Source organism: Nocardia aobensis NBRC 100429, from assembly GCF_000308375.1.
In the GTDB taxonomy this organism is placed as follows: domain Bacteria; phylum Actinomycetota; class Actinomycetes; order Mycobacteriales; family Mycobacteriaceae; genus Nocardia; species Nocardia aobensis.
Genome location: NZ_BAFQ01000283.1, coordinates 1 through 22278, shown reverse-complemented (window position 1 = coordinate 22278; position 22278 = coordinate 1). Strand labels below are relative to the sequence as shown.

General features: G+C 67.7%; 21 protein-coding genes and 1 pseudogene. 8 read left to right on the top strand and 14 right to left on the bottom strand.

The genetic code is table 11. The features are described 5' to 3' along the window. Nucleotides 1-8: 8 nt before the first annotated feature. On the bottom strand, nt 9-518 hold the full coding sequence (locus RJ03_RS30135; protein WP_036509011.1) for a MarR family winged helix-turn-helix transcriptional regulator: 510 nt from the start codon (nt 516-518) through the stop codon (nt 9-11). Nucleotides 519-916: 398 nt separating this feature from the next. Here RJ03_RS30135 and RJ03_RS38650 point away from each other — a divergent pair, with 398 nt between their 5' ends. The 3 genes from RJ03_RS38650 to lipB all read left to right on the top strand — a co-directional run bounded on the left by RJ03_RS38650 (nt 917) and on the right by lipB (nt 3476). After that, the gene (locus RJ03_RS38650) at nt 917-1411 is read left to right on the top strand and encodes an aggregation-promoting factor C-terminal-like domain-containing protein (protein ID WP_232329415.1); all 495 of its coding nucleotides are present in this window, start codon (nt 917-919) and stop codon (nt 1409-1411) included. Between the two features lie 122 nt (nt 1412-1533). After that, entirely contained in the window at nt 1534-2763 is a 1230-nt protein-coding gene (locus RJ03_RS30125; RefSeq protein ID WP_083871434.1) for a DUF475 domain-containing protein, read from the top strand. A gap of 62 nt (nt 2764-2825) precedes the next feature. Next, nucleotides 2826-3476, top strand: coding sequence for a lipoyl(octanoyl) transferase LipB (gene lipB / locus RJ03_RS30120; protein WP_051025431.1), 651 nt, complete (start codon nt 2826-2828; stop codon nt 3474-3476). On the opposite strand, the gene RJ03_RS30115 is transcribed toward lipB, so the two are convergent. Genes RJ03_RS30115 through RJ03_RS30105 form a run of 3 tightly spaced genes read right to left on the bottom strand, consistent with a single transcriptional unit; the run spans nt 3419 to nt 6887 of the window. After that, nucleotides 3419-4441 (bottom strand): Rossmann-fold NAD(P)-binding domain-containing protein, encoded by a 1023-nt coding sequence (locus RJ03_RS30115; RefSeq protein WP_036509009.1) that lies wholly within the window; start codon nt 4439-4441, stop codon nt 3419-3421. The two genes, lipB and RJ03_RS30115, sit on opposite strands and share 58 nt — an antisense overlap. Continuing rightward, on the bottom strand, nt 4438-5841 hold the full coding sequence (locus RJ03_RS30110; protein ID WP_063064912.1) for a pyridoxal phosphate-dependent aminotransferase: 1404 nt from the start codon (nt 5839-5841) through the stop codon (nt 4438-4440). The genes RJ03_RS30115 and RJ03_RS30110 overlap by 4 nt, the downstream gene beginning before the upstream one ends. Then, nucleotides 5838-6887 carry a helix-turn-helix domain-containing protein gene (locus RJ03_RS30105; protein ID WP_063064913.1) on the bottom strand — a complete coding sequence of 350 codons (1050 nt, stop codon included), beginning with the start codon at nt 6885-6887 and terminating at the stop codon, nt 5838-5840. The genes RJ03_RS30110 and RJ03_RS30105 overlap by 4 nt, the downstream gene beginning before the upstream one ends. A 387-nt stretch (nt 6888-7274) precedes the next feature. On the opposite strand from RJ03_RS30105, the gene RJ03_RS35345 reads away from it, so the two are divergent. Continuing rightward, nucleotides 7275-7766 carry a hypothetical protein gene (locus tag RJ03_RS35345; RefSeq protein WP_051025430.1) on the top strand — a complete coding sequence of 164 codons (492 nt, stop codon included), beginning with the start codon at nt 7275-7277 and terminating at the stop codon, nt 7764-7766. Here RJ03_RS35345 and RJ03_RS30095 read toward each other — a convergent pair. The 3 genes from RJ03_RS30095 to RJ03_RS30085 all read right to left on the bottom strand — a co-directional run bounded on the left by RJ03_RS30095 (nt 7739) and on the right by RJ03_RS30085 (nt 12758). After that, nucleotides 7739-10273 carry an MFS transporter gene (locus RJ03_RS30095; protein WP_036509002.1) on the bottom strand — a complete coding sequence of 845 codons (2535 nt, stop codon included), beginning with the start codon at nt 10271-10273 and terminating at the stop codon, nt 7739-7741. The two genes, RJ03_RS35345 and RJ03_RS30095, sit on opposite strands and share 28 nt — an antisense overlap. Nucleotides 10274-10359: 86 nt before the next feature. Then, the gene (locus tag RJ03_RS30090; RefSeq protein ID WP_036509023.1) at nt 10360-11199 is read right to left on the bottom strand and encodes a DUF72 domain-containing protein; all 840 of its coding nucleotides are present in this window, start codon (nt 11197-11199) and stop codon (nt 10360-10362) included. Nucleotides 11200-11243: 44 nt separating this feature from the next. After that, a complete protein-coding gene (locus RJ03_RS30085; protein WP_036508999.1) occupies nt 11244-12758 on the bottom strand; it encodes a hypothetical protein in 1515 nt (504 codons plus the stop codon). Between the two features lie 221 nt (nt 12759-12979). On the opposite strand from RJ03_RS30085, the gene RJ03_RS30080 reads away from it, so the two are divergent. After that, nucleotides 12980-14146 carry a thiolase family protein gene (locus RJ03_RS30080; protein ID WP_036508997.1) on the top strand — a complete coding sequence of 389 codons (1167 nt, stop codon included), beginning with the start codon at nt 12980-12982 and terminating at the stop codon, nt 14144-14146. A 54-nt stretch (nt 14147-14200) separates the two neighbouring features. Here the strand turns inward: RJ03_RS30080 and RJ03_RS37515 are convergent, their stop codons facing one another. The 3 genes from RJ03_RS37515 to RJ03_RS30070 form a co-directional block, all read right to left on the bottom strand. Beyond that, nucleotides 14201-14401 carry a hypothetical protein gene (locus tag RJ03_RS37515; protein ID WP_062963520.1) on the bottom strand — a complete coding sequence of 67 codons (201 nt, stop codon included), beginning with the start codon at nt 14399-14401 and terminating at the stop codon, nt 14201-14203. A gap of 162 nt (nt 14402-14563) precedes the next feature. Then, complete coding sequence (fadD32, locus tag RJ03_RS30075) at nt 14564-16432, bottom strand: long-chain-fatty-acid--AMP ligase FadD32 (RefSeq protein ID WP_036508994.1); 1869 nt, start codon at nt 16430-16432, stop codon at nt 14564-14566. Between the two features lie 95 nt (nt 16433-16527). Continuing rightward, entirely contained in the window at nt 16528-17772 is a 1245-nt protein-coding gene (locus RJ03_RS30070; protein ID WP_036508992.1) for a KasA/KasB family beta-ketoacyl-ACP synthase, read from the bottom strand. Between the two features lie 217 nt (nt 17773-17989). Between RJ03_RS30070 and RJ03_RS30065 the strand changes: the two genes are divergently transcribed. Next, nucleotides 17990-18988 carry an acyl-ACP desaturase gene (locus tag RJ03_RS30065; protein WP_036508989.1) on the top strand — a complete coding sequence of 333 codons (999 nt, stop codon included), beginning with the start codon at nt 17990-17992 and terminating at the stop codon, nt 18986-18988. Between the two features lie 118 nt (nt 18989-19106). Further along, nucleotides 19107-19280: a hypothetical protein gene (locus RJ03_RS37510; protein ID WP_156055668.1), complete on the top strand. Its 174-nt coding sequence runs from the start codon at nt 19107-19109 to the stop codon at nt 19278-19280. Between the two features lie 25 nt (nt 19281-19305). Here the strand turns inward: RJ03_RS37510 and RJ03_RS30060 are convergent, their stop codons facing one another. Continuing rightward, nucleotides 19306-20010: a VIT1/CCC1 transporter family protein gene (locus RJ03_RS30060; protein WP_036508987.1), complete on the bottom strand. Its 705-nt coding sequence runs from the start codon at nt 20008-20010 to the stop codon at nt 19306-19308. A 375-nt stretch (nt 20011-20385) separates the two neighbouring features. Between RJ03_RS30060 and RJ03_RS38645 the strand changes: the two genes are divergently transcribed. Beyond that, the gene (locus tag RJ03_RS38645) at nt 20386-20763 is read left to right on the top strand and encodes a hypothetical protein (RefSeq protein ID WP_036508983.1); all 378 of its coding nucleotides are present in this window, start codon (nt 20386-20388) and stop codon (nt 20761-20763) included. Between the two features lie 6 nt (nt 20764-20769). On the opposite strand, the pseudogene RJ03_RS38640 reads toward RJ03_RS38645, so the two are convergent. From RJ03_RS38640 to RJ03_RS30045, 3 genes and pseudogenes are all read right to left on the bottom strand, one after another. Continuing rightward, nucleotides 20770-21057, bottom strand: a pseudogene (locus RJ03_RS38640) (Ada metal-binding domain-containing protein); the annotation flags it as partial. Beyond that, nucleotides 21050-21793 (bottom strand): 2OG-Fe(II) oxygenase, encoded by a 744-nt coding sequence (locus RJ03_RS30050; RefSeq protein WP_051025429.1) that lies wholly within the window; start codon nt 21791-21793, stop codon nt 21050-21052. The gene RJ03_RS30050 and the pseudogene RJ03_RS38640, both read right to left, overlap by 8 nt. Then, on the bottom strand, nt 21783-22278 hold a 496-nt coding region (locus RJ03_RS30045; RefSeq protein ID WP_373281735.1), incomplete at its 5' end, for a methylated-DNA--[protein]-cysteine S-methyltransferase. The genes RJ03_RS30050 and RJ03_RS30045, both read right to left, overlap by 11 nt.

The following is a 22278-nucleotide window of genomic DNA, read 5'->3' as shown; positions in this document are numbered from 1 at the left end:
TGTAAGCCCTAATTCGATTCGGCTGTTGCGGTGGACTTTTCAGCTGTGGATTCTTCGATGCCGCTGACGAGCAGCTCGAGGAGATCGGTCAATCTGGCCTGTTCGTCGGCGGACCACTCGGCCATCACCTCGGCCAGCCAGCGGTTGCGGTTGCGGCGGTTCTCCTCGAAGACCCGCACCCCTTCGGCGGTGGGCGCCAGCACGCAGGCCCGTCCGTCCACGGGGTCGGCCCGGCGTTCCACCAGGCCGTGTGCCACCAGCGATCTGGTCTGCCTGCTGATGGTCGATGTTTCGGTATGCAAGGTGTCCGCCAGCTTCCCCGTCCGCTGCGGACCGTCGTGGACCAGGCAGAACAGCACAGAATAGGCCGATCGCTCCAGACCGTCCGGACCGTACTTGGCTATGTGCGATTTGGTTCTGCCGATCGCCCGCATCAACCGGATCAGCTGGCCGCCGAGTCGATCGGCCACATCCTGTTCGGTGACGCCGGCGCCGGGATCACGGGCATCGACGACCATGATCGAGTTTCCTTACTCCCCGCGACGCATTTGATTAGCATGTACAACTAGTTGCTGAGGCCAACTATACATACGTTCGGATACCGCTCGCACGTACCCCGGCCCACACCCGGGAAGCCCGCGCCGGACACGCCGATCCCAATCCGGACATCCCGGGATTACCGGTGGTTTGCTCGACCTGTCGCATTTCCGACTCTGATCGATCGGCAAGTCGACACGGAGGGACCGAGCTGACCATGTCTGCGCCAATCGAGCCCGCCCGAATTCCGGCCCAGCCGACAAATCAGACCGCGAAGCCCACCGATTCGGCAACGCATTTTCCGGTCACCTCCGCATCACCGATCGGCTCGGCAACCTTGCCGCCATCTTCGGAACCCGCCCCGACCGGCAGCGAAATTGTGACCGAGACGACACCTGGGTTCCCTCTGCGCCGCGCCGCCCTCGCCGCGTTCTGCGCCCTGTGGCTGATCGGAGCACCGGCGGCCCTCGCCGCGACGGCCGGCGCCGACTGCGGCCCCGCCTGCGCCGACACCTCCGGATCGGCATCCGGTTCGGCCTCGGGTTCGGCGGGATCCTCCGGTTCCGCCACCGCGGGTCTGCTGCTCGGCCTGCCGATGAAGACGGTCGCCCTCACGATCGTTCCGGCCCCGCAGTTCCCCTCGTTCGACAACGTGATCACCCACGAGAGCAGCTGGAATCCGTTCGCCGTCAATCCGGAATCGGGCGCCTACGGCCTCGGGCAGGCGTTGCCGCCGGAGCGGATGGCCTCGCACGGCGTGGACTGGATGATCAACCCGGTGACCCAGATCCGCTGGACCTACGATTACATGGTCGAGCGGTACGGCAGCCCCGACGGAGCGTGGGCATTCTGGCAGTCCCACCACTGGTACTAGCTGTCGATTGTCGCCGGACCACTTCAACTGTCACAATCGAGGGCAGGGTTGCGAGCACTCTGAATGCTGTAACCCGCGAGGTCATACCCCCCGCGGGTGTCGAATTGACGAAAGGCATCGGCATGTTCGTGCGAGTTTTCGCCCTGTCGTTCCTGGTTGCCGCGGCGTCCCTCGTCGTCGCGGTGCTGTACGGCGGGCCGGAGGCCGTGGTGCTGGTCGCAGCCCTCGGCGTTCTCGAGGTATCGCTGTCGTTCGACAACGCGGTGGTCAATGCCAGTGTCCTGCAACGCATGAGCGCGTTCTGGCAGCGCATCTTCCTCACCGTGGGAATGGTGATCGCGGTCTTCGGCATGCGCCTGGTGTTCCCACTGGTGGTGGTAGCGATCGGCGCACATCTGGACCCGATCGAGGCGCTGCGGCTGGCGATGAACCCACCCGCCGGCGGCGCGCCCTTCTTCCCGGACGGCCGGCCGAGCTACGAGACGCTGCTCAACGACGCCAATCCGAAGATCGCGGCCTTCGGCGGGATGTTCCTGCTGCTGCTGTTCCTGAACTACATCTGCGCCCAGCGTGAGGTCACCTGGCTGAGCTGGCTCGAGCGGCCGCTGGCGCGGATCGGGCGATTCTCGATGTTCACCGTGGTGATCGCGCTCATCGCGCTGGTGCTCACCGCCGGTGTGCTCGCGCCGAACAACAAGGCCGACGTCGTCATGGTCTCCGGCGCCCTCGGCATGGCCACCTATTTCCTCGTCGACGGCCTCGGCGCCCATTTCGAGAACGACCAGCCCGGCCAGGGCCCCTCCCGCGCCGCCCTGCTGACCGGTCGCGCCGCCTTCTTCGGCTTCGTGTATCTCGAAGTGCTGGACGCCTCGTTCTCCTTCGACGGAGTGATCGGCGCCTTCGCCATCAGCGCGGATCCGATCGTCATCGCATTGGGGCTGGGACTGATCGGCGCGATGTTCGTCCGGTCGATCACCGTCTACCTGGTCCGGCGCGGCACGCTGGCCGAGTACATCTATCTCGAACACGGTGCGCACTGGGCGATCGGCGCACTCGCGGCAATCCTGCTGGTCTCCACCGGCCACCACCTGAACGAGGTCGTCACCGGGCTGCTGGGAGTCGGGATCATCGTCGCGGCCTACCTCAGCAGCATCGTCCACAACCGGCGCCACCCCGCGCCCGCTGCCGCCGAGACCGAGCTGGAACATCTGTCCCTCGGCGGTGACGAGCTGACGCTGCGCGGCGATACCGGCACGCTGTCCAGCCTCGACGGCGGCTTGCCCATCGATCGGGTCACGTTGCGCGGCGACGCGCTGCCGGCGCGAGACAAGCTCAACACCGAGGCGTATTGAGAAATGGCGTACCGCGGACCGGTGCCCGACGTCGCCCGCCGCCCCGGCCGTATTCTCGGATCATGAGGTCGCGGCCGCTGACACTGATCCAGGACGAACTCGTCGACTACGACAAGGCCATGGAGCGCATGGCCGAACTGGTGGAACAACGCCAGCGCGACGAACGGCCGGATACGTTGTGGCTGCTCAGCCATCCGCAGGTCTATACGATCGGGCGCCGGACGCCGAGTGCGCATCTGCCTGATCCGGACCACGGGATTCCGGTGGTCGAGACCACCCGCGGCGGGCAGCTCACCTATCACGGCCCGGGGCAGCTGGTCGGATACCTCGTCGTCAAGCTCGGTGACGGCGAGGGCGTGGTCGACTACATCCGCGAGGTGGAACACCGCCTGGTCGCCGCGCTCGACCGGCTGGGCATCCGGGCGCAACGCCGCGACACCCCGCCGGGCGCGGAACTGCTCACCGGCGTGTGGACCGTCGAGACGGGCCGCAAGATCGTCTCCATCGGCATGCGGCAGAGCCGCGGCGTCACCAGCCACGGCTTCGCCATGAACGTCGACGGCGATCTGGAACCGTGGCAGTGGGCCGTCGCGTGCGGACTGCCCGACGTGGATATGACGTCGGTGCGGCGCGAACAACCGGGCGCCGGAATGGATCAGGTCCGTCCGATCGTGGCCGAAGCATTCGAAGCGAAGACATCCGACACCGTCTGATCACGCGGCAGGCCGGATTCCGCCAGTCGCAGTATCGCGGCGGTTACCGCCGCACTGTAGGCCCGGCTGGCCGGGGCCGGTCGGCGCGCCGGATAGTTCGAGCGGTGGGTCACCACGACGCCGTTGGGCAGCGCCACGGTCGCGTCGGTGACGGTCGCCGCACAGTTGCCACCCGCCTTGGCGGTCAGGTCGACCACGACCGCGCCGTCCCCGAGCGCGTCGAGTGCGGTCCCGTCGACCAGCAGCGGAGCCCGTTGTCCACGCCGCACCGCGGCGCAGAAGATCAGATCCGGTTTGTCCGCGCGGATCCGCTCCAGGACGCAGGCGGTGTCGACGTCGTGGGACCAGTGAAAGACGTTGGGACCCTGCGCGTTCAGCGCCGGTCGCAGTTCGGGCCGACGCCCCAGCACCACCGGCGGTTCGGCCCCGCAGGCGGCTGCCGCCGCGACGGCCGACAGTCCCGCCGGCCCGCATCCCAGAATCAGGGAACGGATCGGCCTGCGCACGGTGCGCGGCACCAGCCGCCGGCCCGCGAGGTAGGCCACCCTGCCGGCGATCCGGCTCATCGCCGAAAGCGCGTCCAAGGCACCGGCCTCGTGGGAAAACAGCTCGAACGCAATCGATTCCACGCCCGAACCGCGCAGTTCGGCGATCTGCGCGGCTCGCCGCAGCGGGTCCTGGAAGCCGATCAGCGTGAGCTGCGGCCGCCGCGACATCGCGCGCAGATCGTGGGACGTCGGCTTCACCCACGCCAGCACATCGCAGGCCGCGACGACGGCGCCCGGATCGCCGACGAGGGCCGCACCCGCGAATCGGTAGGCGGCGTCGTCGAATCCGGCCGACCGTCCGGCGCCGGCCTCCACTACGACCCGCATCCCGGCCGCGATCAGGCATCGGACTCCGTCCGGCGTCAGCGCCACCCTCCGTTCCCGGGCGGCGGTTTCGCGCAGCACACCGACGATCACGCCGGTGGCTCCGCGAGACCGCGCCGACGCAGGATGTCGCGGTAGGTGGCGCCACCGGCCAGCTCCGCGACCAGCCCGCCGAGCCGGTCGAACAGTTCGTCGATCAACTCCCGCGATTCGGTGCCGGGTCCGTGCCGGGGTGCGAGGACGTTGAGCCGCACACCCGTCCGCGGTGATCCGGTGCGCCCGAGCGCGACACTGTCGATTCCCGCACCGGCCAGCAAGAGGTCCTCGAGCTCGGCGCTGTCGCCCACTCCTGCCGCGTCCAGCAGGGCGGGATCGACGACGACGGACAGGAACATGCTCGCGCCGGAGCCCAGCGGCCGCAGAACATTCGACCCGAATTCGGCATCGATCGCGGCGATCCGGTCCAGAGCGGTGTCGAACTGTTCGCGCACCAGCTTCCGGTTGTGCTCGAAATAGGCGTCGGGCGTATGGTCCAGCACCGCGCGCACCAGATGCGTACTCTCACGCTGAAAAGCGATCGTGAGTCGCGCCCGGATACGCTCCAGCCATTGCGCGTCGCCGGTGCACGCCGCGCCCAGTTTGCACGGCCCGAAAGCGTTGTAGCCCTTCGAATTACCCGTGACGGTCACCATCCGGTCGTACAACCGGACCGAGCCGTGCGCGGTCGGCACCTCCAGCGCGGCGAGCGGGATATGTCCGCCGACGAGCCGGTCGAAGGCCATATCGCAGACCACCGGAACATCGGCCGCGACGAGAACCTCTGCGATTTCCCGCAATTCGTCCGGCGAGTACCGCGTGACGACCGGATTGCCCGGTAGCGTCAGCAGTACGGCACAGACGGCATCACCGTGGCGTGCCAGTTCCCGGGCCAGTGCGATCGGGTCGATGCGGAACGAATCGTCCGGCGTGGCCGCCGGAACCACCACGCGCACATCGAATTTCGCTATGTGGGTGGCGAAGTTCTTGTAGAAGCCCTCGGGGCACACGATCACTCCGCCGGGACGCACGACGGTCGCGATCACCTCCTCGAGCATCAGCATGCTCGAATACGGGCAGACGACAACCTCGTCGGGACGAACCCGGACGCCGGCCATTCCGTCGGCGGGGCGGTGCAGCCGGTCGAACAGGCGGGCGGCGGCCGACTCCCGCAACTCGAGCGGTTGCCGCTTGTCGTAGTCCGGCAGACCTCTGCGCCGGATCCGATGCGGCGCCAGGTCGTTCCACGCCCGCCGCAGGGCGCGCGCCGCCGCCGGATCGATCTCGAATCCGGTCTCGCCGTGATACGCGTCCAGGACACCGTCATACCGGCGACCGGATCGGCCGGGAAACGGCGCGGTCTCCGACAGCTGCCGGCGCAGTTCCTTCTTGCGCTCCTCCGAACGCAGGATCATCGCGGCGGCGGCCCGCTCGGTATGCCGGGGGCCGCTCGTCACAGCCGCCCTGTTTCCAGTGACGCCTGGCCGGGGGTCGGGATGTCGTCCCAGGCGCGAAGGAGCGTCTCGCGGAACAGGTCCCGTCCCTCACCATCGCCCAGGCGGTCGAACCGGGCCAGCCGCGGGTCGGCCAGCAGATCGTTGACCACGATCGCCGAACCGATGCGCCGCAGGTCGTAGAGTTTCTCGAAGCGCCGGACCGCGAACGCCACATCGTGTTTGAGCACCGAGAAGCGCGTCGCGACCCGGGTCTGGCGGGAGTAGTCGTATTCCCCGACACAGACATACCGGTCGTCGACGACCAGCATGCTCTGCGCGTTGCGCGCGTGCTCCCGCTTCACCAGCACACTCTCGACACCGGAGCGCGCCTGCCACCACAGCTTGTCGTCGTAGGGCCACACATCTTCGATGCGATCCAGCACGTACATGCGCCGCACCGTGACTCGCGGCTCGTGCACCGCATCGGCGAGGCGCACGATCGCGGCATGGTAATCGTCGCCGACGTCACCGCCGATGGTGCCCAGGTCGGCGGTGTGGATTGCGCGCACGGACTGTTCGGCCTGTTCCAGAATGGTCAGCCAGTCGTTGACCGTATTCCACTCCCACACCGTCGCACTGCGCGAAGGTATCTGCGCCAGCAGCTCTTCCGCGCGCTCGAGCTGGCGAGCGGCGATGAGGCGCAACGGCTCCACCTCCTCGCGCGCACCGCGGGCGTCGAGCACGGTCTGCGCGATCGTCAGCACCCGATCCACGACTCCGGGGTCCTTGCCGAGAAGCACGTTGAAACGCATCCGCAGGTCGTAATGCCCGCCGGGTTCGGACGAGCCGGCGACGCCGTCCATCGGAAGTTCCTGTCCCAGCGCCGAACTCAGACGTTCCCGCAGCGGCAGCGGCGGCACGCGGGTGCCGTTCTCGATCTGCTGAACGAGGCTGCGTGAACAGTCCGCCTGTTTGGCCAGCGCGGCCTGGGTGAGACCGGACTCGATTCGGAGCCGGCGCACCAGTTCGCCGATCCGTTCGCCACCGTCTGGGTCAGATTGTGTCACGATGCGGAATTCTAATCACATGTGGCCTATCGCATCATCAGCTAAACATCAATTTTTCATTACTCCGATGAACGCCCGGCGAACGCAGCTCACCGATAACCCGAATGCGCCCGGCTCGCTGCGGATTCTGCCACACGACGCTCGAAAGCGTTCCGCAGAGCCAACTTTCACGCCGCCACACCCCTCATCGGTAATCAATTCAGATATTCGCTGGGCGTATCTGATTGAAGATGGGCATTGAGGTCCCGAAGATATCGCAGATAAGCACAGATGCTTAGTTGACAGCCCCGGAAAGCCGTCCTTAGCATTTAGCTATAGCCACCGGCTCTCCGTTTATCGGAGCGGCAACGACCGCCGCAGCGGCCGGCTTGGTGGAAGGGGAATGCCATGACGCTTCATATCACCGACTGGTTGATGACCAGCGATGTCACCCCGGAATCTGCCCAGCGCCTGCCGTCCCTTCCCGGACAGTGGTTGCTGAGCTGGCTGCCCGGCGAGCTTCTGACCCAGGAACAGGCGCTGAGCGGCATGATCCTGGACGAGATCCTGTCCGATCCGGCTTTCGTGGACGACCTGGGGGCCGTCGAGATGGCCACCCTGCACGCCGCCGAACTCGGCATCACCCTGGACGAGGCGGTGATCCGGCTGTGCGCCCGGGTCCTCGACCGCACAGCCCTGCGATCCGGCGATATCGGGCCGGATGACATCGACCCCGGCGACATCGAGCCCGGGGATATCGGGCCGGGTGACCGGGGGGCGAGTGCCACCGAATACGGCCCGGTCCGAGGCCACCCGCACCTACCGCATGTCCACCGCACCCCGGTGTCGCTGCACCGGCCGCGGCATACCGATCACGATCTGTCGGCCGCGCCGTCGTAGCAGAGCCGCAGGTCGTGGGCGATCTGTTCACCGTCGACCGCCACCCGTGCACTGGCCGGCGGATAGCCGCGACCCACCACCGTGTAGTCCCCGGCGGGGAGATCGTCGATCCGGTAGCGGCCCTCCCCGTCCGTCAACGCGGCGGCCACCACCGCGCCGCCCGAATCCAGCACCGCCACGTGCGCGTGAGCGACCGGACCGCGCTCGGAGCGCACCCGGCCCGACAGCACCGCCGTCGGCGCGAGTTCGATGTCGTAGCGCAACATGCCGGTCTCGGGGACGGTCAACGTGGTGGCATCCGGCCTGCGATGTCCGGCGACCGCGACCAGGGTGTAGGTGCCCGCGACGATGCCGTGACAGGCGTAGGCGCCGTCGGCTCCGGTCACCGCGGCACCGACGACCTCGCCGCGCCGATCGGTCAGGGTGACGGTCACGCCCGCGAGTGGCCGGCCCGGCCCCTCGGTGACGATGCCGGACAGCTCCCCCGACCCCAGCAACGTGAGATCGACCGTCTGGGGTTCGGAACCGATAGCGACGTTCACCGCGGCGGGCTGATGTCCCTCGGCGGAAACGATCAGCACATAATTACCGGCGTCCGGGACGCTCAGGCGGTAGCCGCCCGCACCGTCGGTCGTCGCGCGCGAAACCTGGTGTCCCCGTTGGTCGATCAGTGTCAGCGCCGCACCGGGTACCGATTGCCCGTCTTCGCGGTGGATGCGTCCGGACACAGGTGCGTCGCCGGGCACGTCGCCGACGGCCTCCGCGAACGCGGTGTGCGCGGCCGGTTCGGCAAGGGCCGGCGCCGATTCCGGGCGCGCGGCTTCGCCGTCCGCCTCCCACGACGGCTCCCGCTCCCAGGGTTCGGGTGACTCGGCGGCTTCGGTTTCGGCTACGGCCCGCGCGTCCTGCGGCGGCTCGGCGCGCTGAGGTGGCGCCGAACTGTCCTGCAGCGGAATCTCTTTCATGAACAACAGCACCACACAGGCCAGCAGCGCCACCCCCGCGGCGGCGTAGAACACGCCGTGCAGGGAGTCGGTGAAGCCGATCAGAATCGGATCGCGCACCTGCGCCGGCAGTGCCGCGATCCCGCTGGTGTTGGCCTGCAACCGATCGAGTTCGCCGGTGTCGAAGCCGGGCGGCAGCACACCGCCGAACGCGTCGATGATCTTGTGCGGCAACAGATTGAACAGAATCGTCAGGAAGACCGCGACACCCAGCGTACCGCCCATCTGCCGGAAGAAGGTCGCCGACGCCGTCGACACACCCATATCCGACCGCGGACCCGCGTTCTGCGCCGCGATGATCAACGTCTGCATACAGCCACCGAGGCCGAAGCCGATGACCGCGCTGTACACCAGCGGCTGCCACAGCGGGCTGTCGTAGTGCACCTGCGCGTACAGTGCCGCCCCGCACGCGATCACGAAGGTGCCCAGCACGGGCAGGATCTTGTAGCGGCCGGTCAGTTTGGTGACCTGCCCCGCGATCAGCGAGCCGATCATGATGCCGAGCACCAGCGGCAGCATCAGCAGACCCGCCTTGGTGGGCGAATAGCCGCGCACAACCTGCAGATACAGCGGCACCATACTGATCGCGCCGAACATCGCTATACCGACGATGAAACCACCCAGGATGGTGATGGAGAACGTCGAATTCCGGAACAGCCGCAACGGAATCAGCGCGGCATCCTTCATCAGGAATTCCACGAGGACGAACAGCACGAGTCCGACCGCACCGATGCCGTAGCAGAGCAGCGCGCGCGGTGACTCCCAGCCCCAGCCGCGGCCCTGCTCGGCCACGATCAGCAACGGCACCACACAGATCGCCAGCGCGACCGCACCGAACCAGTCCACGCGATGGCGCTGCCGCTCGTGCGGCACGTTGAGTACCTTGGCGACCACGGCCAGCGCGAGCACACCGATCGGGACGTTCACCAGGAACACCCAACGCCAGCCGTCGATACCCCACAGCGTGTCGTAATCGGAGAAGAAGCCGCCGAGCACCGGGCCGGCGACCGTCGCGGTGCCGAACACCATCATGAAATAGCCCTGGTACCGCACGCGTTCGCGAGCGGGCACGATATCCCCGATGATGGTGAACGCCAAGGACATCAGCCCACCGGCGCCGAGCCCCTGGAATGCCCGGAAGGCCGCCAACTCGTACATCGACGTCGCGAACGTACACGCCGCCGAACCCACCACGAAAATACCGATCGCCAACAGATAGAACGGCTTCCGACCATAGATATCGGCCAACTTGCCGTACAACGGCGTCGAAATCGTCGCCGTGATCAAATACGCCGTCGTCGCCCACGCCTGCTGATCGAAACCATGCAAACTATTCGCGATCCGGACGATCGCCACACTCACAATATTCTGATCCAGCGCCGCCAAGAACATCCCCAGCAACAAACCGGACAAAATAGTCAAAATCTGCCGATGCGACAGAGTGCTCGGCGCGGGGCCCGGGGCCGGCTGCGCCGCCGGCTCCCGGGTGGTCGAAGTGGTCATATTTCCAAGCCCTGTTTCGGTTCGGCCGTGGGTGGTGGAGTTGATTCGAAGCGTATACAGAGGGCGTACGGCGGTCGTTCATTTCCTCAGAACAAGGTCATCGGCCCGATCGGCGCCGGATCCACGAGAGCCGGAAGCTCCGCGCCGGCGGACCGCACGTCATCGTAGAACCGCCGGGCCAGCAGTAACGAATCCGCGTTGTCCGGAGTGTGAACGAAGACCGTCGGTGACCGCCCCTCGCGCAACCACTCGACGACGAGATCGCGCCACGGCCGCCAGCCGGCGACGGTCGCCTCGATATCGTCGTTGCCGTGATACCGCACGATCGGATATTCGGTCAGTGCGCGTAAGCGGCGCGGCAGCCGCGGCTTCTTCGCGCTCGCCTCGTACTCGCCGGGGCTGCGCGGCGGCGCGGCGAACAGGGTGGTGGTGTCGAACGGAATCCATTCGGCGCCAACGCGTTCCAGCACATACTCCAACCGGCCGGCGGCCTCCGGATCGGCGAAGAAGGCGCGGTGGCGCACCTCGACCGCGCAGCGATACCGGCGCGGCAGGCGGTGCAGCAGTCCGGCGAGCACGCCGAGATCGTCCGGCCCGAACGAGGCCGGCAATTGCGCCCACAGCGCGTGAATGCGCGGCCCGAGTGGTTCGACCGCGCGCAGGAATTCCGCCAATTCCGTTTCCGCACCGCGCATCCGGCGCTCGTGGGTGATGGTTCTGGGCAGCTTCAGCACGAAGCGGAAGTCCTCGGGTGTCTGATCCACCCACGACCGCACGGTGGCCGGATTCGGCGTCGCGTAGAAGGTGGTGTTGCCCTCCACCGCGGTGCAGTACCGGGCATATCCGCCCAGGCGCCGCCGCGAATCCGGCTGATACGCGCGCCACGCCTCGTGCGTCCACTGCGCGCATCCGACCGAGAGTGTCATGGTGTCGACGGTATCCGCCAGCGGTGACAACACCGCGCGGCGGATCAGCTCTGTGGTGCGCCGCCGCGGAAGAACAGGATCTGGTCGCCGTAGTCGGCCAGGGCACGCGCCTGCCCGGCCTGCCGGATACCGCTGGCGGGCAGGTTGGTCAGTTTGGCGAACATGCCGGAGTTGCCGAACGCCGCGCGGACCTGGGTTTCGGAGGCGTAGTCGGCGCCGTAGTCGGCGAGCATCGCGAAATCCAACGGCGCCAGCGGTTCGTCCAGCGGCTCCTGCCCGGCCGGTCGTCCCAGGGCGGCGAACTGCCGGGCGGCACCGTCTGCGTACCAGCACAATTCGTAGGTCAGATTCTCGATGGTGTTGACCGCGAGCACCGGCCACTGCCGCGAAAGCCGCAGCGCCAGAGGATTTTTGCCGGTGGGGGCGAGTTCCCAGAACAGGCTCAGCACATGCACCCAGCTGCCCGCGCGCTGCAGCAGCACCACGTCGTCACCGAGGTCCGGAGCGGCGTTGAGCTCGGGATCGGGCATATGCCAATGGGTTTCGCCGACTCCGGCGAAGGCGCTGCTGTCCACCGGATGCGCGCCGTCGGCGGCATAGGCCTCGATCACCGCCGCGCGCACCCGGGCCACGGCGTCGGCGGCGGCGCAGCGCACACTCAACGCACCGTAGGAAGTCGCGATCTCCATCGGCTTGGACGGCGGGTCAGCCAGCGCACCGGCGGCGAGGGGTTTGAGCCCCACCAGGCCGAGCTTCCAGTTGATCTCCTCGATCGTGGTCAGATCACCGGCGGTTTGGTACAGAATCTGCTGCTGGGTGAGATATCCGGCCCGCTCGAGCGTCGGACATTCCAACTTCACCAGGGCGGCATGGGTTTTGCTGGTGAACTCGAGTTCGTCGATCGAGGTCTCCCGCAGCCGGGTCGTCATCTCCGGCGTGGTCCACGCGGAATACCGTTCGCGATAGGTCGCCAACGCCTGCTTGCGCCCGCGGCCGATCATCAGGGTGCGCAGCAGCATGTTCAGGCTGGCCAGATAGCGCCCCGCCTGATCGGGATTGGCGGCGAACAGGCCCGCGCGGATGCGCACCGCCTCGGCACTGGCCGCCACCGCCGACTCCGGATCCAGCCGGCACAGCCACACCCCGCATTTGGACAGACCGTCGGCGCACACTCCGGCCGCCATCGGATAGTTCTGCGCCACTTGGTGATACGCGTCGCAGGCCTGGCGGATGGTCGCGGTGGCCAGTTCACGATGGCCGATGGTCCGGGCGGCCTGTTCGAACAGTCGCAGCGCCTCGGTGACCTGCCCGGCGAACTGCGCGGTCACATGACCGGCGGTCAGCCAGTGCAGCCGGATCAGCACGGCCTCCTGGGCGGGTTCCAGCGCGGCGGGCGCGCGGTCGCGGTCGGCGCCCTCGGCCTTGGTGTCCAGGCAGGCCCTGGCCAGCTCGCACAGCGACGTCGCCAGGCGCAGTTCGGCCTCGGCCGAACGTTCCTGGGCGGCGGCCCGTCTGTGGTCGGCCACCTGCTGTTCGATCGCGCTCAGCGCACTCGCCATCCCAACTCCCGCATCACCTTCCGCATACGGTCGTCGACCGGCCGCATCGTGCCGTGCCGAGTCTGCCACATCCGGGGAGCGCGCAGCAGCCGACGACGTCCGCGAGCCGCGCCGCTGCCGGGCCGCGGAGCGCCGGCAAACCGGGCCCACTCTCGGAAAAGAAGCGAATCGGTGTTAACTTATAGAAGAACCTCGAGTAACTTTGATCGATCGGAGTGGCTATGACCACGGCAGTCGTCGTCGATGTCGTCCGGACCCCGTCCGGTAAGGGAAAAACCGGTGGCGGCCTGTCCCAGGTCCACCCGGCCACCCTGCTCGCCGGAGTGCTGTCCGACCTGGTCGCACGGAACGACCTGGATCCGGCACTGGTCGACGACGTGATCGCCGGCTGTGTGACCCAGAGCGGGGAACAGGCGTTCAACATCGCCCGCACGGCGGTGCTCGCGGCCGGATTTCCGGAGGCCGTTCCCGCCACCACCGTGGACCGCCAGTGCGGCTCCAGCCAGCAGGCCGCGCACTTCGCCGCGCAGGGCGTGATCGCCGGCGCCTACGACATCGCCATCGCCTGCGGCGTGGAGTCGATGTCGCGGGTCCCGATGTTCTCCAACGGCCAGGGTGCCGATGCCAATCGCGGCCCGATCGCCCATCGCTACCCCGAAGGCCTTGTGCAGCAGGGCATTTCCGCCGAAGTGATCGCCGCGCGCTGGAAGTTCGACCGCGCCGCTCTCGACGAATTCGCGGCTCGGTCACACCGGCTGGCCGCCGAAACCGCCGCGGCGGGCGGATTCGATCGCGAGATCGTCGCGGCCGGAGTCTTGCAGGCCGACGAGACCATTCGTCCGACCACCACCGTCGAGGGGCTGGCCGGTCTGCGTCCGGCCTTCGCCGACGACCGGTATCTGGCCCGCTTCCCGGAGATCGAATGGTCCATCACGCCGGGCAACTCCTCCCCGCTCACCGACGGCGCCTCCGCGGCCCTGATCATGAGCGAGGAGAAGGCCGCCGCCCTCGGTCTGCGCCCGCGCGCCCGCTTCCACTCCTTCGCCGTCACCGGCGACGACCCGCTGCTGATGCTGACCGCGGTCGTCCCCGCGACCGAGAAGGTGCTGGCCCGTGGCGGTCTGTCGATCGACGACATCGACGCCTACGAGGTGAACGAGGCCTTCGCGCCCGTCCCGCTGGTGTGGGCGCGCGAACTGAACGCCGACCCGGCCAAGCTGAATCCCCGTGGCGGCGCCATCGCGCTGGGGCATCCGCTCGGCGCCTCCGGCGTCCGCATCCTCGCGACGCTGGTCAACCACCTCGAACAGTCGGGCGGCCGCTACGGCCTGATGACGATGTGCGAGGCCGGTGGGCTCGCCAACGCCACCGTCATCGAACGGCTCTGAGGATCGGTCGGATCACGTGTGCCGGTCGGCGTCCCCGACGCCGACCGACGCACGCTACCCGCGATGCCGGCAACTGTCGGGCACGATATGCCCGGCGGTTACCAGCGCGTCGAACGCCGCCTGCTTGATACCGCAGCCGTCGGTCGAACAATCGGTGTGCAACTGCATCACCTGGTGTGCACGTTCCACGGTCAACGGCCGGGTGGGCGCCGAATGTGCCATCACCACAATGAGATAATCGGTAGACAACTCCATGACATTGCCCCATATCCGGTTCTACATGTTGATGTAGCTACACGGTAACTCCATAGCGGGCCGTTGCCGACGGACAAGTACCGGACAATCCGGTGCCCAGAGGACATCTCAACGGGCACACGAGGATTGCCTCACCTAATCCACTCGCCCGATCCGCCTCGGCTACTCGTCGGAGACATCCGGGAAGGCCTGCTGCCGGTGGCCGCCACGCAGGGTTCCCGTCAGATACGCGGCCTTACAAGCACGTCGGGCGATCTTGCCGCTCGACGTGCGCGGAATCGATCCGGCCGGCACCAGCAGTAGTTCACGCACCGTCACTCCGTGGCGCGCCGAAATCGCGGCCCGCACTACCTCCGCCACCGGGCCCGCGTCGAGTTTGGCTGCGCCACTTCCCCGTTCGGCCACGATCACCAGATGTTCGCCGCCCGCCCCGGAGGCGGCGAGGTCGGCGGGCAGTTCGTCACCGCGCACCGAGAAGGCGGCCACGAAACCCGGCCGCAGTGCGGTCGACGACTCCTGTGCCGACATCTCCAGATCCTGCGGATAGTGGTTGCGCCCGTCGACGATCACCAGATCCTTGACGCGGCCGGTGATGTACAACTCGCCGTCGTGATACACGCCGTAGTCGCCGGTGCTCATCCAATAGGCTTGCGGCGCAGTACCTTCGGCGTGGCTGCCGCCGGCCTGCCGGGCGCTGAGCCGGTTGTGGAAGGTCGCCTCGGTCTCCTCGGGACGGCCCCAGTAACCGATGCCCATGTTCTCCCCGTGCAACCAGATCTCCCCGACCCGGTCGTCCGGCAGTTCGGCGCCGTTGTCGTCCACGATCACCGCCCACTGCGACCGCGCCACATATCCGCAGGACACCTGCGCCACGGCGTTTTCCGCATCGGGATCGACCTCGACCAGGTGCCCGGCGTTGAGCCGGGTGCGGTCGGCGTGGACGACCCGCGCGGCGTCCTCGCGTCGGGTGGCCGACACGAACAGGGTGGCCTCCGCCATCCCGTAACACGGTTTGATCGCCGTCTTCGGCAACCCGTAGGGCATGAAGGCATCGGTGAATTTCGCCATCGACGACACCGACACCGGCTCACTGCCGTTGATCAGGCCGATCACATTCGACAGATCGAGGTGCTCCCCCGCCTTCGGCCGCCCCCGCGCGGCGGCGTGCTCGAAGGCGAAATTCGGTGCGGCGGCATAGGTCGCGGCGCCGTCGGAGGCGGCGGCCAGCTCCCTGATCCAGCGATAGGGACGCCGGACGAACGCGCTCGGCGACATGATGGTGATGAACTTGCCGCCGATCGCCGGCAGGATCACACACAGCAGGCCCATATCGTGGAACAGCGGCAACCAGGTGACGCCGCGGGCGGTTTCGTCGATCCCGAGCGCGTCGATCATCTGCAGCAGATTGGTGCCGACCGAGCGGTGCGTGATCTCCACACCGGCGGGTGTGCGGGTGGAGCCGGAGGTGTACTGCAAATAGGCGACGCTGTCGATGGTGATATCCGGTTGGGTCCAGCCCACGCCGACGCTGTCGGGTATCGCGTCGACCGCGATGATGCGCGGACGCTGCCCGGCCGGCATGCCGCGGAAGAATTCCCGCACCCCGCCCGCCGCGGAACTCGAGGTCAGAATCGCGGTCGGCCGGCAGTCGCCGAGGACGGCGTGCAACCGGTCGGTGTGGCCGGGTTCCTCCGGGTCGAACAGCGGCACAGCGATATTGCCCGCGTACACCGCCGCGAACATCGCCACCACGTAGTCCAAGCCCTGCGGCGCCAGCACCGCCACCCGGTCCCGCGGCCGGGTCACCTGCTGCAACCGGGCAGCCACCGCCCGCAACCGCGCACCGAACTGGCGCCAGGTGAGCTCGTGGTATTCACCGTCGCGCTCGCGCGAATAGTCGATGTAGCGGTAGGCCAGCTCGTCCCCGTTCGCCGCGCTGTGCTTGTCGACGAAATCGATCAGGGTCGCATCGCCCAGGATGCTGATGTTGCCGTCTTCATCCAGATAGTCATCGAAGGTTTCGCCGATCATTCCCTCATCCTTTTCACGCACGAACGTCACGCACGAACAGTCACGCAGGAACGAAAGCCCGGAGCCCGCCCTCGGCGAGGCTCCGGCCGGGCAACTCAGTACCGGCCGAAGGTCAACGACACGTTGTGGCCGCCGAATCCGAAGGAATTGTTGACCGCGTAGTCGATCCGCCCGGGCCGGGCCTGGCCCTTGACGATGTCCAGATCGACATCCGGATCCTGGTTTTCCAGGTTGAGCGTGGGCGGGACGAGGCTGTCGCGGATCGACAGCACCGTGAGCACCGATTCCAGCGCCCCGACGGCGCCGATGGAATGTCCCAGCGCCGATTTCGGCGCGTAGACCGAGGCGTGGCTGCCGACCGCCGCGGCGATGGCGCGAGCCTCCGCGGTATCGCCGATCGGGGTCGCCGTGGCATGCGCGTTCACATGTGCCACATCGGTTTTCGACAATCCGGCGGTCTGCAACGCGCGGGCGATGGCCCGCGCCGCGCCCTTGCCGTCCGGATCCGGCGCCACCAGGTGGAAACCGTCGGAGGTGAGACCGGCGCCGAGCAGCCGGGCGTGTACGGTGGCGCCGCGGGCCCGGGCGTGTTCCTCGGATTCGAGCACCATCATCGCGCCCGCCTCACCGAAGACGAATCCGTCGCGATCGGTGTCGAACGGGCGCGAGGCGCGTTTCGGATCGTCGTTGCGCGTGCTCATCGCGCGCATCATGGTGAAGGCGGCGATCGGCACGGCTTGGATCGACCCCTCCACACCGCCGGTCACGACCACATCGGCATCGCCCATCACGATCATCTTCCACGCGTTGGCGATGGCCTCCGACCCCGAGGAGCACGCCGAAACGGGGGTCGCGATACCGGCTTTGGCGCCCAATTCCAGCCCGACCACCGCGGCCGCGCCGTTGGGCATGATCATCTGCACCGCGAGCGGGCTGACCCGGCGATATCCGCCGTTGGCCATCTTGTCCTTGACGTCGATGAGCGCCTCCGCACCACCCAGTCCGGTGCCGATGGAGACGCCGAGCCGCTCCGGATCGACCTCGGGCGCACCGGCGTTGCGCCACACCTCGCGCCCCAGCACCAGCGCCATCTGCTCGACGTAGGACAGCCGGCGGGTCTCCTCGCGGCTCAGAACGGTGGACGGAACGACCTTGAGGTGACCGCCGATGCGAACCGGAAGTTCGAACTGGTCGATGAAACCGTCGTCGAGTACGTCGATTCCGCTCTCACCGTTCAACAGTCCCTTCCACGTGGAGTCGACATCACCGGCGATGGACGTGGTCGCGGCCAGGCTGGTGACGACGACATCGCGGTAGCGCATACGGCTGGAAACCGTCATTCTCGGCTCACTTTCGACAGGCAACACTGCGGAACAGGGGCAACACTGCGGCGAATACAAGCTGGAGCGACAACGGTGGCGGTGGAGCGGCTACATTAGCGAGGCGAACACGACCGGCGCAGCCCTGAGTGCCACCCGGCAACCCGGTCGTGACTGCACTGTACCGGTTTCTTCCCGCAGCGTCGCACGGCGATCCACAACGAGGAAGGGCAACACCGTGGTCAGGAATCTCACCCAACTCGAGTTGCTGCTGGAGCTCGAGCCCGTGGCGGAGAGCAACGTGCATCGACATCTGTCGATGGCGAAGACGTGGCATCCGCACGACTACGTCCCGTGGGACGCGGGACGCAATTTCGCCGCCCTCGGCGGAACCGATTGGGACCCCGCCCAGTCACGGCTGAACGAGGTCGCCCGCGCCGCGATGGTCACGAATCTGCTCACCGAGGACAATCTGCCGTCCTACCATCGCGAGATCGCCGAGAACTTCTCGTCCGACGGCGCCTGGGGCACCTGGGTGGGGCGGTGGACGGCCGAGGAGAACCGGCACGGCATAGCGATTCGCGACTATCTGGTCGTCACCCGCGCGGTCGACCCCGTGGCCCTGGAGCGGGCCCGGATGGTCCACATGACCAACGGCTACGACGCGATGAAACTCGTGCGCGAGAGCGACAAGGCCAGCGTCGTGGACCTGGCCGGCACCGGATTCCTGCACTCGGTCGCCTACGTGACCTTCCAGGAACTGGCCACCCGGGTCTCACACCGCAACACCGGTAAGGTCTGCGAGGATCCGGTCGCCGACCGCATGCTGGCGCGCATCTCCGCGGACGAGAACCTGCACATGATCTTCTACCGCAATATGTGCGCGGCGGCTTTGGATCTGGCACCCGACCAGGCGCTGGAGGCGATTACCGATATCGTGTGCAATTTCCGGATGCCGGGCGCCGGAATGCCGGATTGGCGGCGCAACGGCGTGCTGATGGCCAAGCACGGAATCTACGATCTGCGCCAGCATCTGGACGACGTAGTGATGCCGGTGTTGCGCAAGTGGAATGTGTTCGATCGCAACGACTTCACCGCACGCGGCGACCGGGCGCGCAATACCCTCGGGGAATTCCTGGAGAAACTGCGAAACGATTGTGCGCGTTTCGAAGAACAGCGTGACCGGGCGCTGGCCCGGGAGGCCCGCAAACGGGACCTGGTCGGCTCCCGGCCGTGAGCGGCGGCGGCGCGGCGGTGTAAGCGACTGCATCCCCGAGCATTTCGATTGGGTTTCGAAAGCGACAGAGCGGCAGAACACATTGCCAGAAAATAGCCGCGGGTGCACACTGGGAGTTATGACCGCTTCACCCCGCGCTGCTCACTCCACGGACCGCGAAACCGTGGCGCTGATCGACGCATCCCATCCCGTCGTGCACGTCGAATTCCGGATCGGCGATCCGCACCGGCAAGCCAAGATGCGCGCGGTCATGGACCGGCTGCGCGTGGGAAACCGGTTCCGGAACCGCTGATTTCGCCTGCCGCCCCGACCGCCCGCTAGACCGCGATCCCGACCAGATGGCCGACCGCATAGGTCGTCGCCATCGCCAGCGCACCGCCCGCCAGCACGCGAATCGTCGCGCGCCGCACCGGCGCCTGCCCGAGCCGGGCACCGACTGCGCCGGTCGCGGCCAGGGCCACCAGAACCGCCGCCGCGGTGACCGGAACCCGGATCGCCGCGGGTACCAGCATGGCCAGCAGCGGCAGCAGGGCGCCGATGGTGAACGCCGTCGCCGACGACAGCGCGGCATGCCACGGGTTGGTCAGCTCGCTCGGGTCGATTCCCAATTCGGCCTCGGCGTGCGCGGCGAACGCGTCCTTGGCGGTCAACTCCTCGGCGACCTTCCACGCGGTGGCCGGCGTCAGCCCCTTGCCCTCGTATATGGCGGCCAGTTCGGCGAGTTCACCCGCCGGGTCCTCGGCGAGTTCGCGCCGTTCCACGGCCAGCACCGCGCGCTCGCTGTCGCGCTGGGTGCTCACCGAGACGTACTCGCCCAGCGCCATCGACACCGCCCCCGCGGCTAGTCCGGCGACGCCCGCGGTGACGATCGCCGACGTCGACGTGGTGGCCGCCGCCACACCCACGACAATCCCTGCGACGGAGACGATTCCGTCGTTGGCACCCAGCACCCCGGCCCGCAGCCAATTCAGTCGCACCGACAAACCCGGGCCGTGAGTTTCCGGCCGGACCACACTCTCCATTACCGCCGTATCCGCTTGCACCGGACAAAAATAACTCGGCAGCCTTTTCTCCGCCAGCAAAGAAAGGCTGCCCGAATTTAGGTAAACCATTGCACAGGAAGGTATTCCATACCTTATTTCGAAAAGCGGGAACGCGCACTCGATCAATGTCGGCGGTACCGAATTCCGTTCGTTGCCAAGACTTTCGGTGCCGCCTTCGCGCGAGCACCGGGTGCGCTGCGGCACTGTCCGATTCGCCTCGATCGGCCATGACGCCCGCACGGTCCCGGCCCGCCCGTGTCGCGCCACCCAGCCTTGGGCGGGCCGGATTGCGGGGTGATTGCGGCTCTCGGCGCTTACACTTTGCGAGACCAACTGGAAAGGGACTGGCGCAGAATGGACGCGGTCGTCACGGAAGTTGCGGTCGAAGGTAAGCGGCTCATCGACGAGGTGTGGCTGGGGCGGATCAGTCGCGAGCAGGCGGTACATCGGTTCGTGCAGGTGGGCGACGGGCTGGTCGAGTTCGACACGGCCGCCGACATCGTCGACGACGGACTGGCCTGGCTCGATTCCCACGCCTCCCGGCTCCGACTACTGGCCTGGTGCTCGTGGCTGGAACTACCGGTCTTCGGCGGCCTGGCGGTCCTCGGCGTGCTGACCGAGGACTATCTGTCCACCGGATTCTCGCTGATCCTGCTGGCCGCCCTGCAGTTGGTGCACCGGCACATCGGTCCGCCCCGGCCGCCGGTCCGGCGGCGGCAGCGCAGCATCTGAGCACCCGGACTTCCAGCGCCGATACGCCTCCGGCAGACACCGCGCGCACGGACGGTATCCGGCGGCGACGGCGGTGGCCTCGTCTGCGAAGAACACCCGGTATGCGGCGTAATTGCCGCGACGCAGTGCGCGCAGCGCCGCCGGGCAGTCCAGCCGCCCGTAGATGCGCTGACGCCGATGGCCGCCGACGGTGCCCGCGGTCGGGCTGCGATACGGCACGGCGTCCGAGTCGAGCAGTAGGTAATCCCGCGTCGCGATTGCGTCCTCACCCCCCGCGCCGCATTCCTCACGCATCGTGGAAAACCAGGCCCAGAGTGCGGCGATGCCCGCTGCGCACCACGCTCACGCCGTGGCGCATGGGCGCGGCCGACCAGCCACGCGCGGACCGTACGGGGCGTTCCCGGGTGGTGAAGACCAGCCCGTGCCCCTGCGGCAGAGCGACTGCCGCGCCGCGTGATTGGGCGCGCGGGCGTTGTTCGACCATCAGGAATTCGCCGCCGGTGTAGTCCGCGCCGGCGGCATCGAGTCCGATCACCACCTGCAGCGGAAAGATCATGTCGCCGAAGAGGTCTCGATGGAGCGCGTTCCAATCGCCGGGGCCGTAGCGCAGCAGGATCTGCGCCGAGCGATGCTGCCCGGCCCGGTGGCACTGGGAGATCCAGTCGTCGAGGCCGTCCGGCCACGAACCGGGGCGGCCCAGGCGTTGCGCCCAGTTCCGCGCGATGGGCAGCAGTTTCGGATACAGCGCGGCACGCAACTCGGACACCGCCGCGGGCAGATCGTGGGTGAAGTAGCGGTACTCGCCGGAGCCGAAACGGTGGCGCGACATCTCGATGGTGGAGCGGAAGCGGTCGTCCTCGGTGTACAGCGCCGCGAGCGCACGGCACTCGCCGGCGCTCAGCAGGCATCCGCTGAGCGCGTATCCGTGCTCGTCGAGTTCGTCCGCTATCCGCGTCCAGTCCTGCGCATCCACCCGAGCGCCGAACGGCAGCCCCGGACCGGGCGGCGCCGGGCGGGTTTCACGCGGCATGTTCGAGCTCCAGCAGTTGCCGCTTGCGGTCGATCCCGCCCGCATAGCCGGTCAAGCGGCCGTTCGCGCCGATCACCCGATGGCACGGCCGCACGATCAGCACCGGATTGGCGCCGATCGCGGAGCCGACGGCCCGCACCGCCGCCCGCGGCGCACCGACTCGGGCGGCGATATCGCCGTAGGTCACCGTGCGGCCGTACGGGATGTCGTCGAGTGCCTGCCAGACCCGACGCCGGAATTCACTGCCCTCGACCGCGTAGTCGAGTTCGAAACGGGTGCGCTGCCCGGCGAAGTAGCCGTCGAGCTGGTCGATCACCGACGCGAACGGTGCGCGATCCTCGATCCAATCAGGTTGCGCTCCACCACCTTTCCCGCCCGCGATGGACAGGGCGGTGAGCGCGGCACCGGCCGGGCGCGGCTCGCCGACGAGCATCAGCTCACCGAGCGGACTCGCCGTCGTCGTGTAGACCGTCATTGCTGATCCC

What these genes read in the sequence shown, in the direction of transcription:
- RJ03_RS30070 (WP_036508992.1), bottom strand. Translation starts at nt 17,772, where the DNA reads ATGACGGTTTCCAGCCGTATGCGCTACCGCGATGTCGTCGTCACCAGC.
- RJ03_RS30080 (WP_036508997.1), top strand. Translation starts at nt 12,980, where the DNA reads ATGACCACGGCAGTCGTCGTCGATGTCGTCCGGACCCCGTCCGGTAAG.
- RJ03_RS30135 (WP_036509011.1), bottom strand. Translation starts at nt 518, where the DNA reads ATGGTCGTCGATGCCCGTGATCCCGGCGCCGGCGTCACCGAACAGGAT.
- RJ03_RS30085 (WP_036508999.1), bottom strand. Translation starts at nt 12,758, where the DNA reads ATGGCGAGTGCGCTGAGCGCGATCGAACAGCAGGTGGCCGACCACAGA.
- RJ03_RS30095 (WP_036509002.1), bottom strand. Translation starts at nt 10,273, where the DNA reads ATGACCACTTCGACCACCCGGGAGCCGGCGGCGCAGCCGGCCCCGGGC.
- RJ03_RS37510 (WP_156055668.1), top strand. Translation starts at nt 19,107, where the DNA reads ATGACCGCTTCACCCCGCGCTGCTCACTCCACGGACCGCGAAACCGTG.
- RJ03_RS37515 (WP_062963520.1), bottom strand. Translation starts at nt 14,401, where the DNA reads ATGGAGTTGTCTACCGATTATCTCATTGTGGTGATGGCACATTCGGCG.
- RJ03_RS30060 (WP_036508987.1), bottom strand. Translation starts at nt 20,010, where the DNA reads ATGGAGAGTGTGGTCCGGCCGGAAACTCACGGCCCGGGTTTGTCGGTG.
- fadD32 (WP_036508994.1), bottom strand. Translation starts at nt 16,432, where the DNA reads ATGATCGGCGAAACCTTCGATGACTATCTGGATGAAGACGGCAACATC.
- RJ03_RS30125 (WP_083871434.1), top strand. Translation starts at nt 1,534, where the DNA reads ATGTTCGTGCGAGTTTTCGCCCTGTCGTTCCTGGTTGCCGCGGCGTCC.
- RJ03_RS38645 (WP_036508983.1), top strand. Translation starts at nt 20,386, where the DNA reads ATGGACGCGGTCGTCACGGAAGTTGCGGTCGAAGGTAAGCGGCTCATC.
- RJ03_RS30090 (WP_036509023.1), bottom strand. Translation starts at nt 11,199, where the DNA reads ATGACACTCTCGGTCGGATGCGCGCAGTGGACGCACGAGGCGTGGCGC.
- RJ03_RS35345 (WP_051025430.1), top strand. Translation starts at nt 7,275, where the DNA reads ATGACGCTTCATATCACCGACTGGTTGATGACCAGCGATGTCACCCCG.
- lipB (WP_051025431.1), top strand. Translation starts at nt 2,826, where the DNA reads ATGAGGTCGCGGCCGCTGACACTGATCCAGGACGAACTCGTCGACTAC.
- RJ03_RS30050 (WP_051025429.1), bottom strand. Translation starts at nt 21,793, where the DNA reads ATGCCGCGTGAAACCCGCCCGGCGCCGCCCGGTCCGGGGCTGCCGTTC.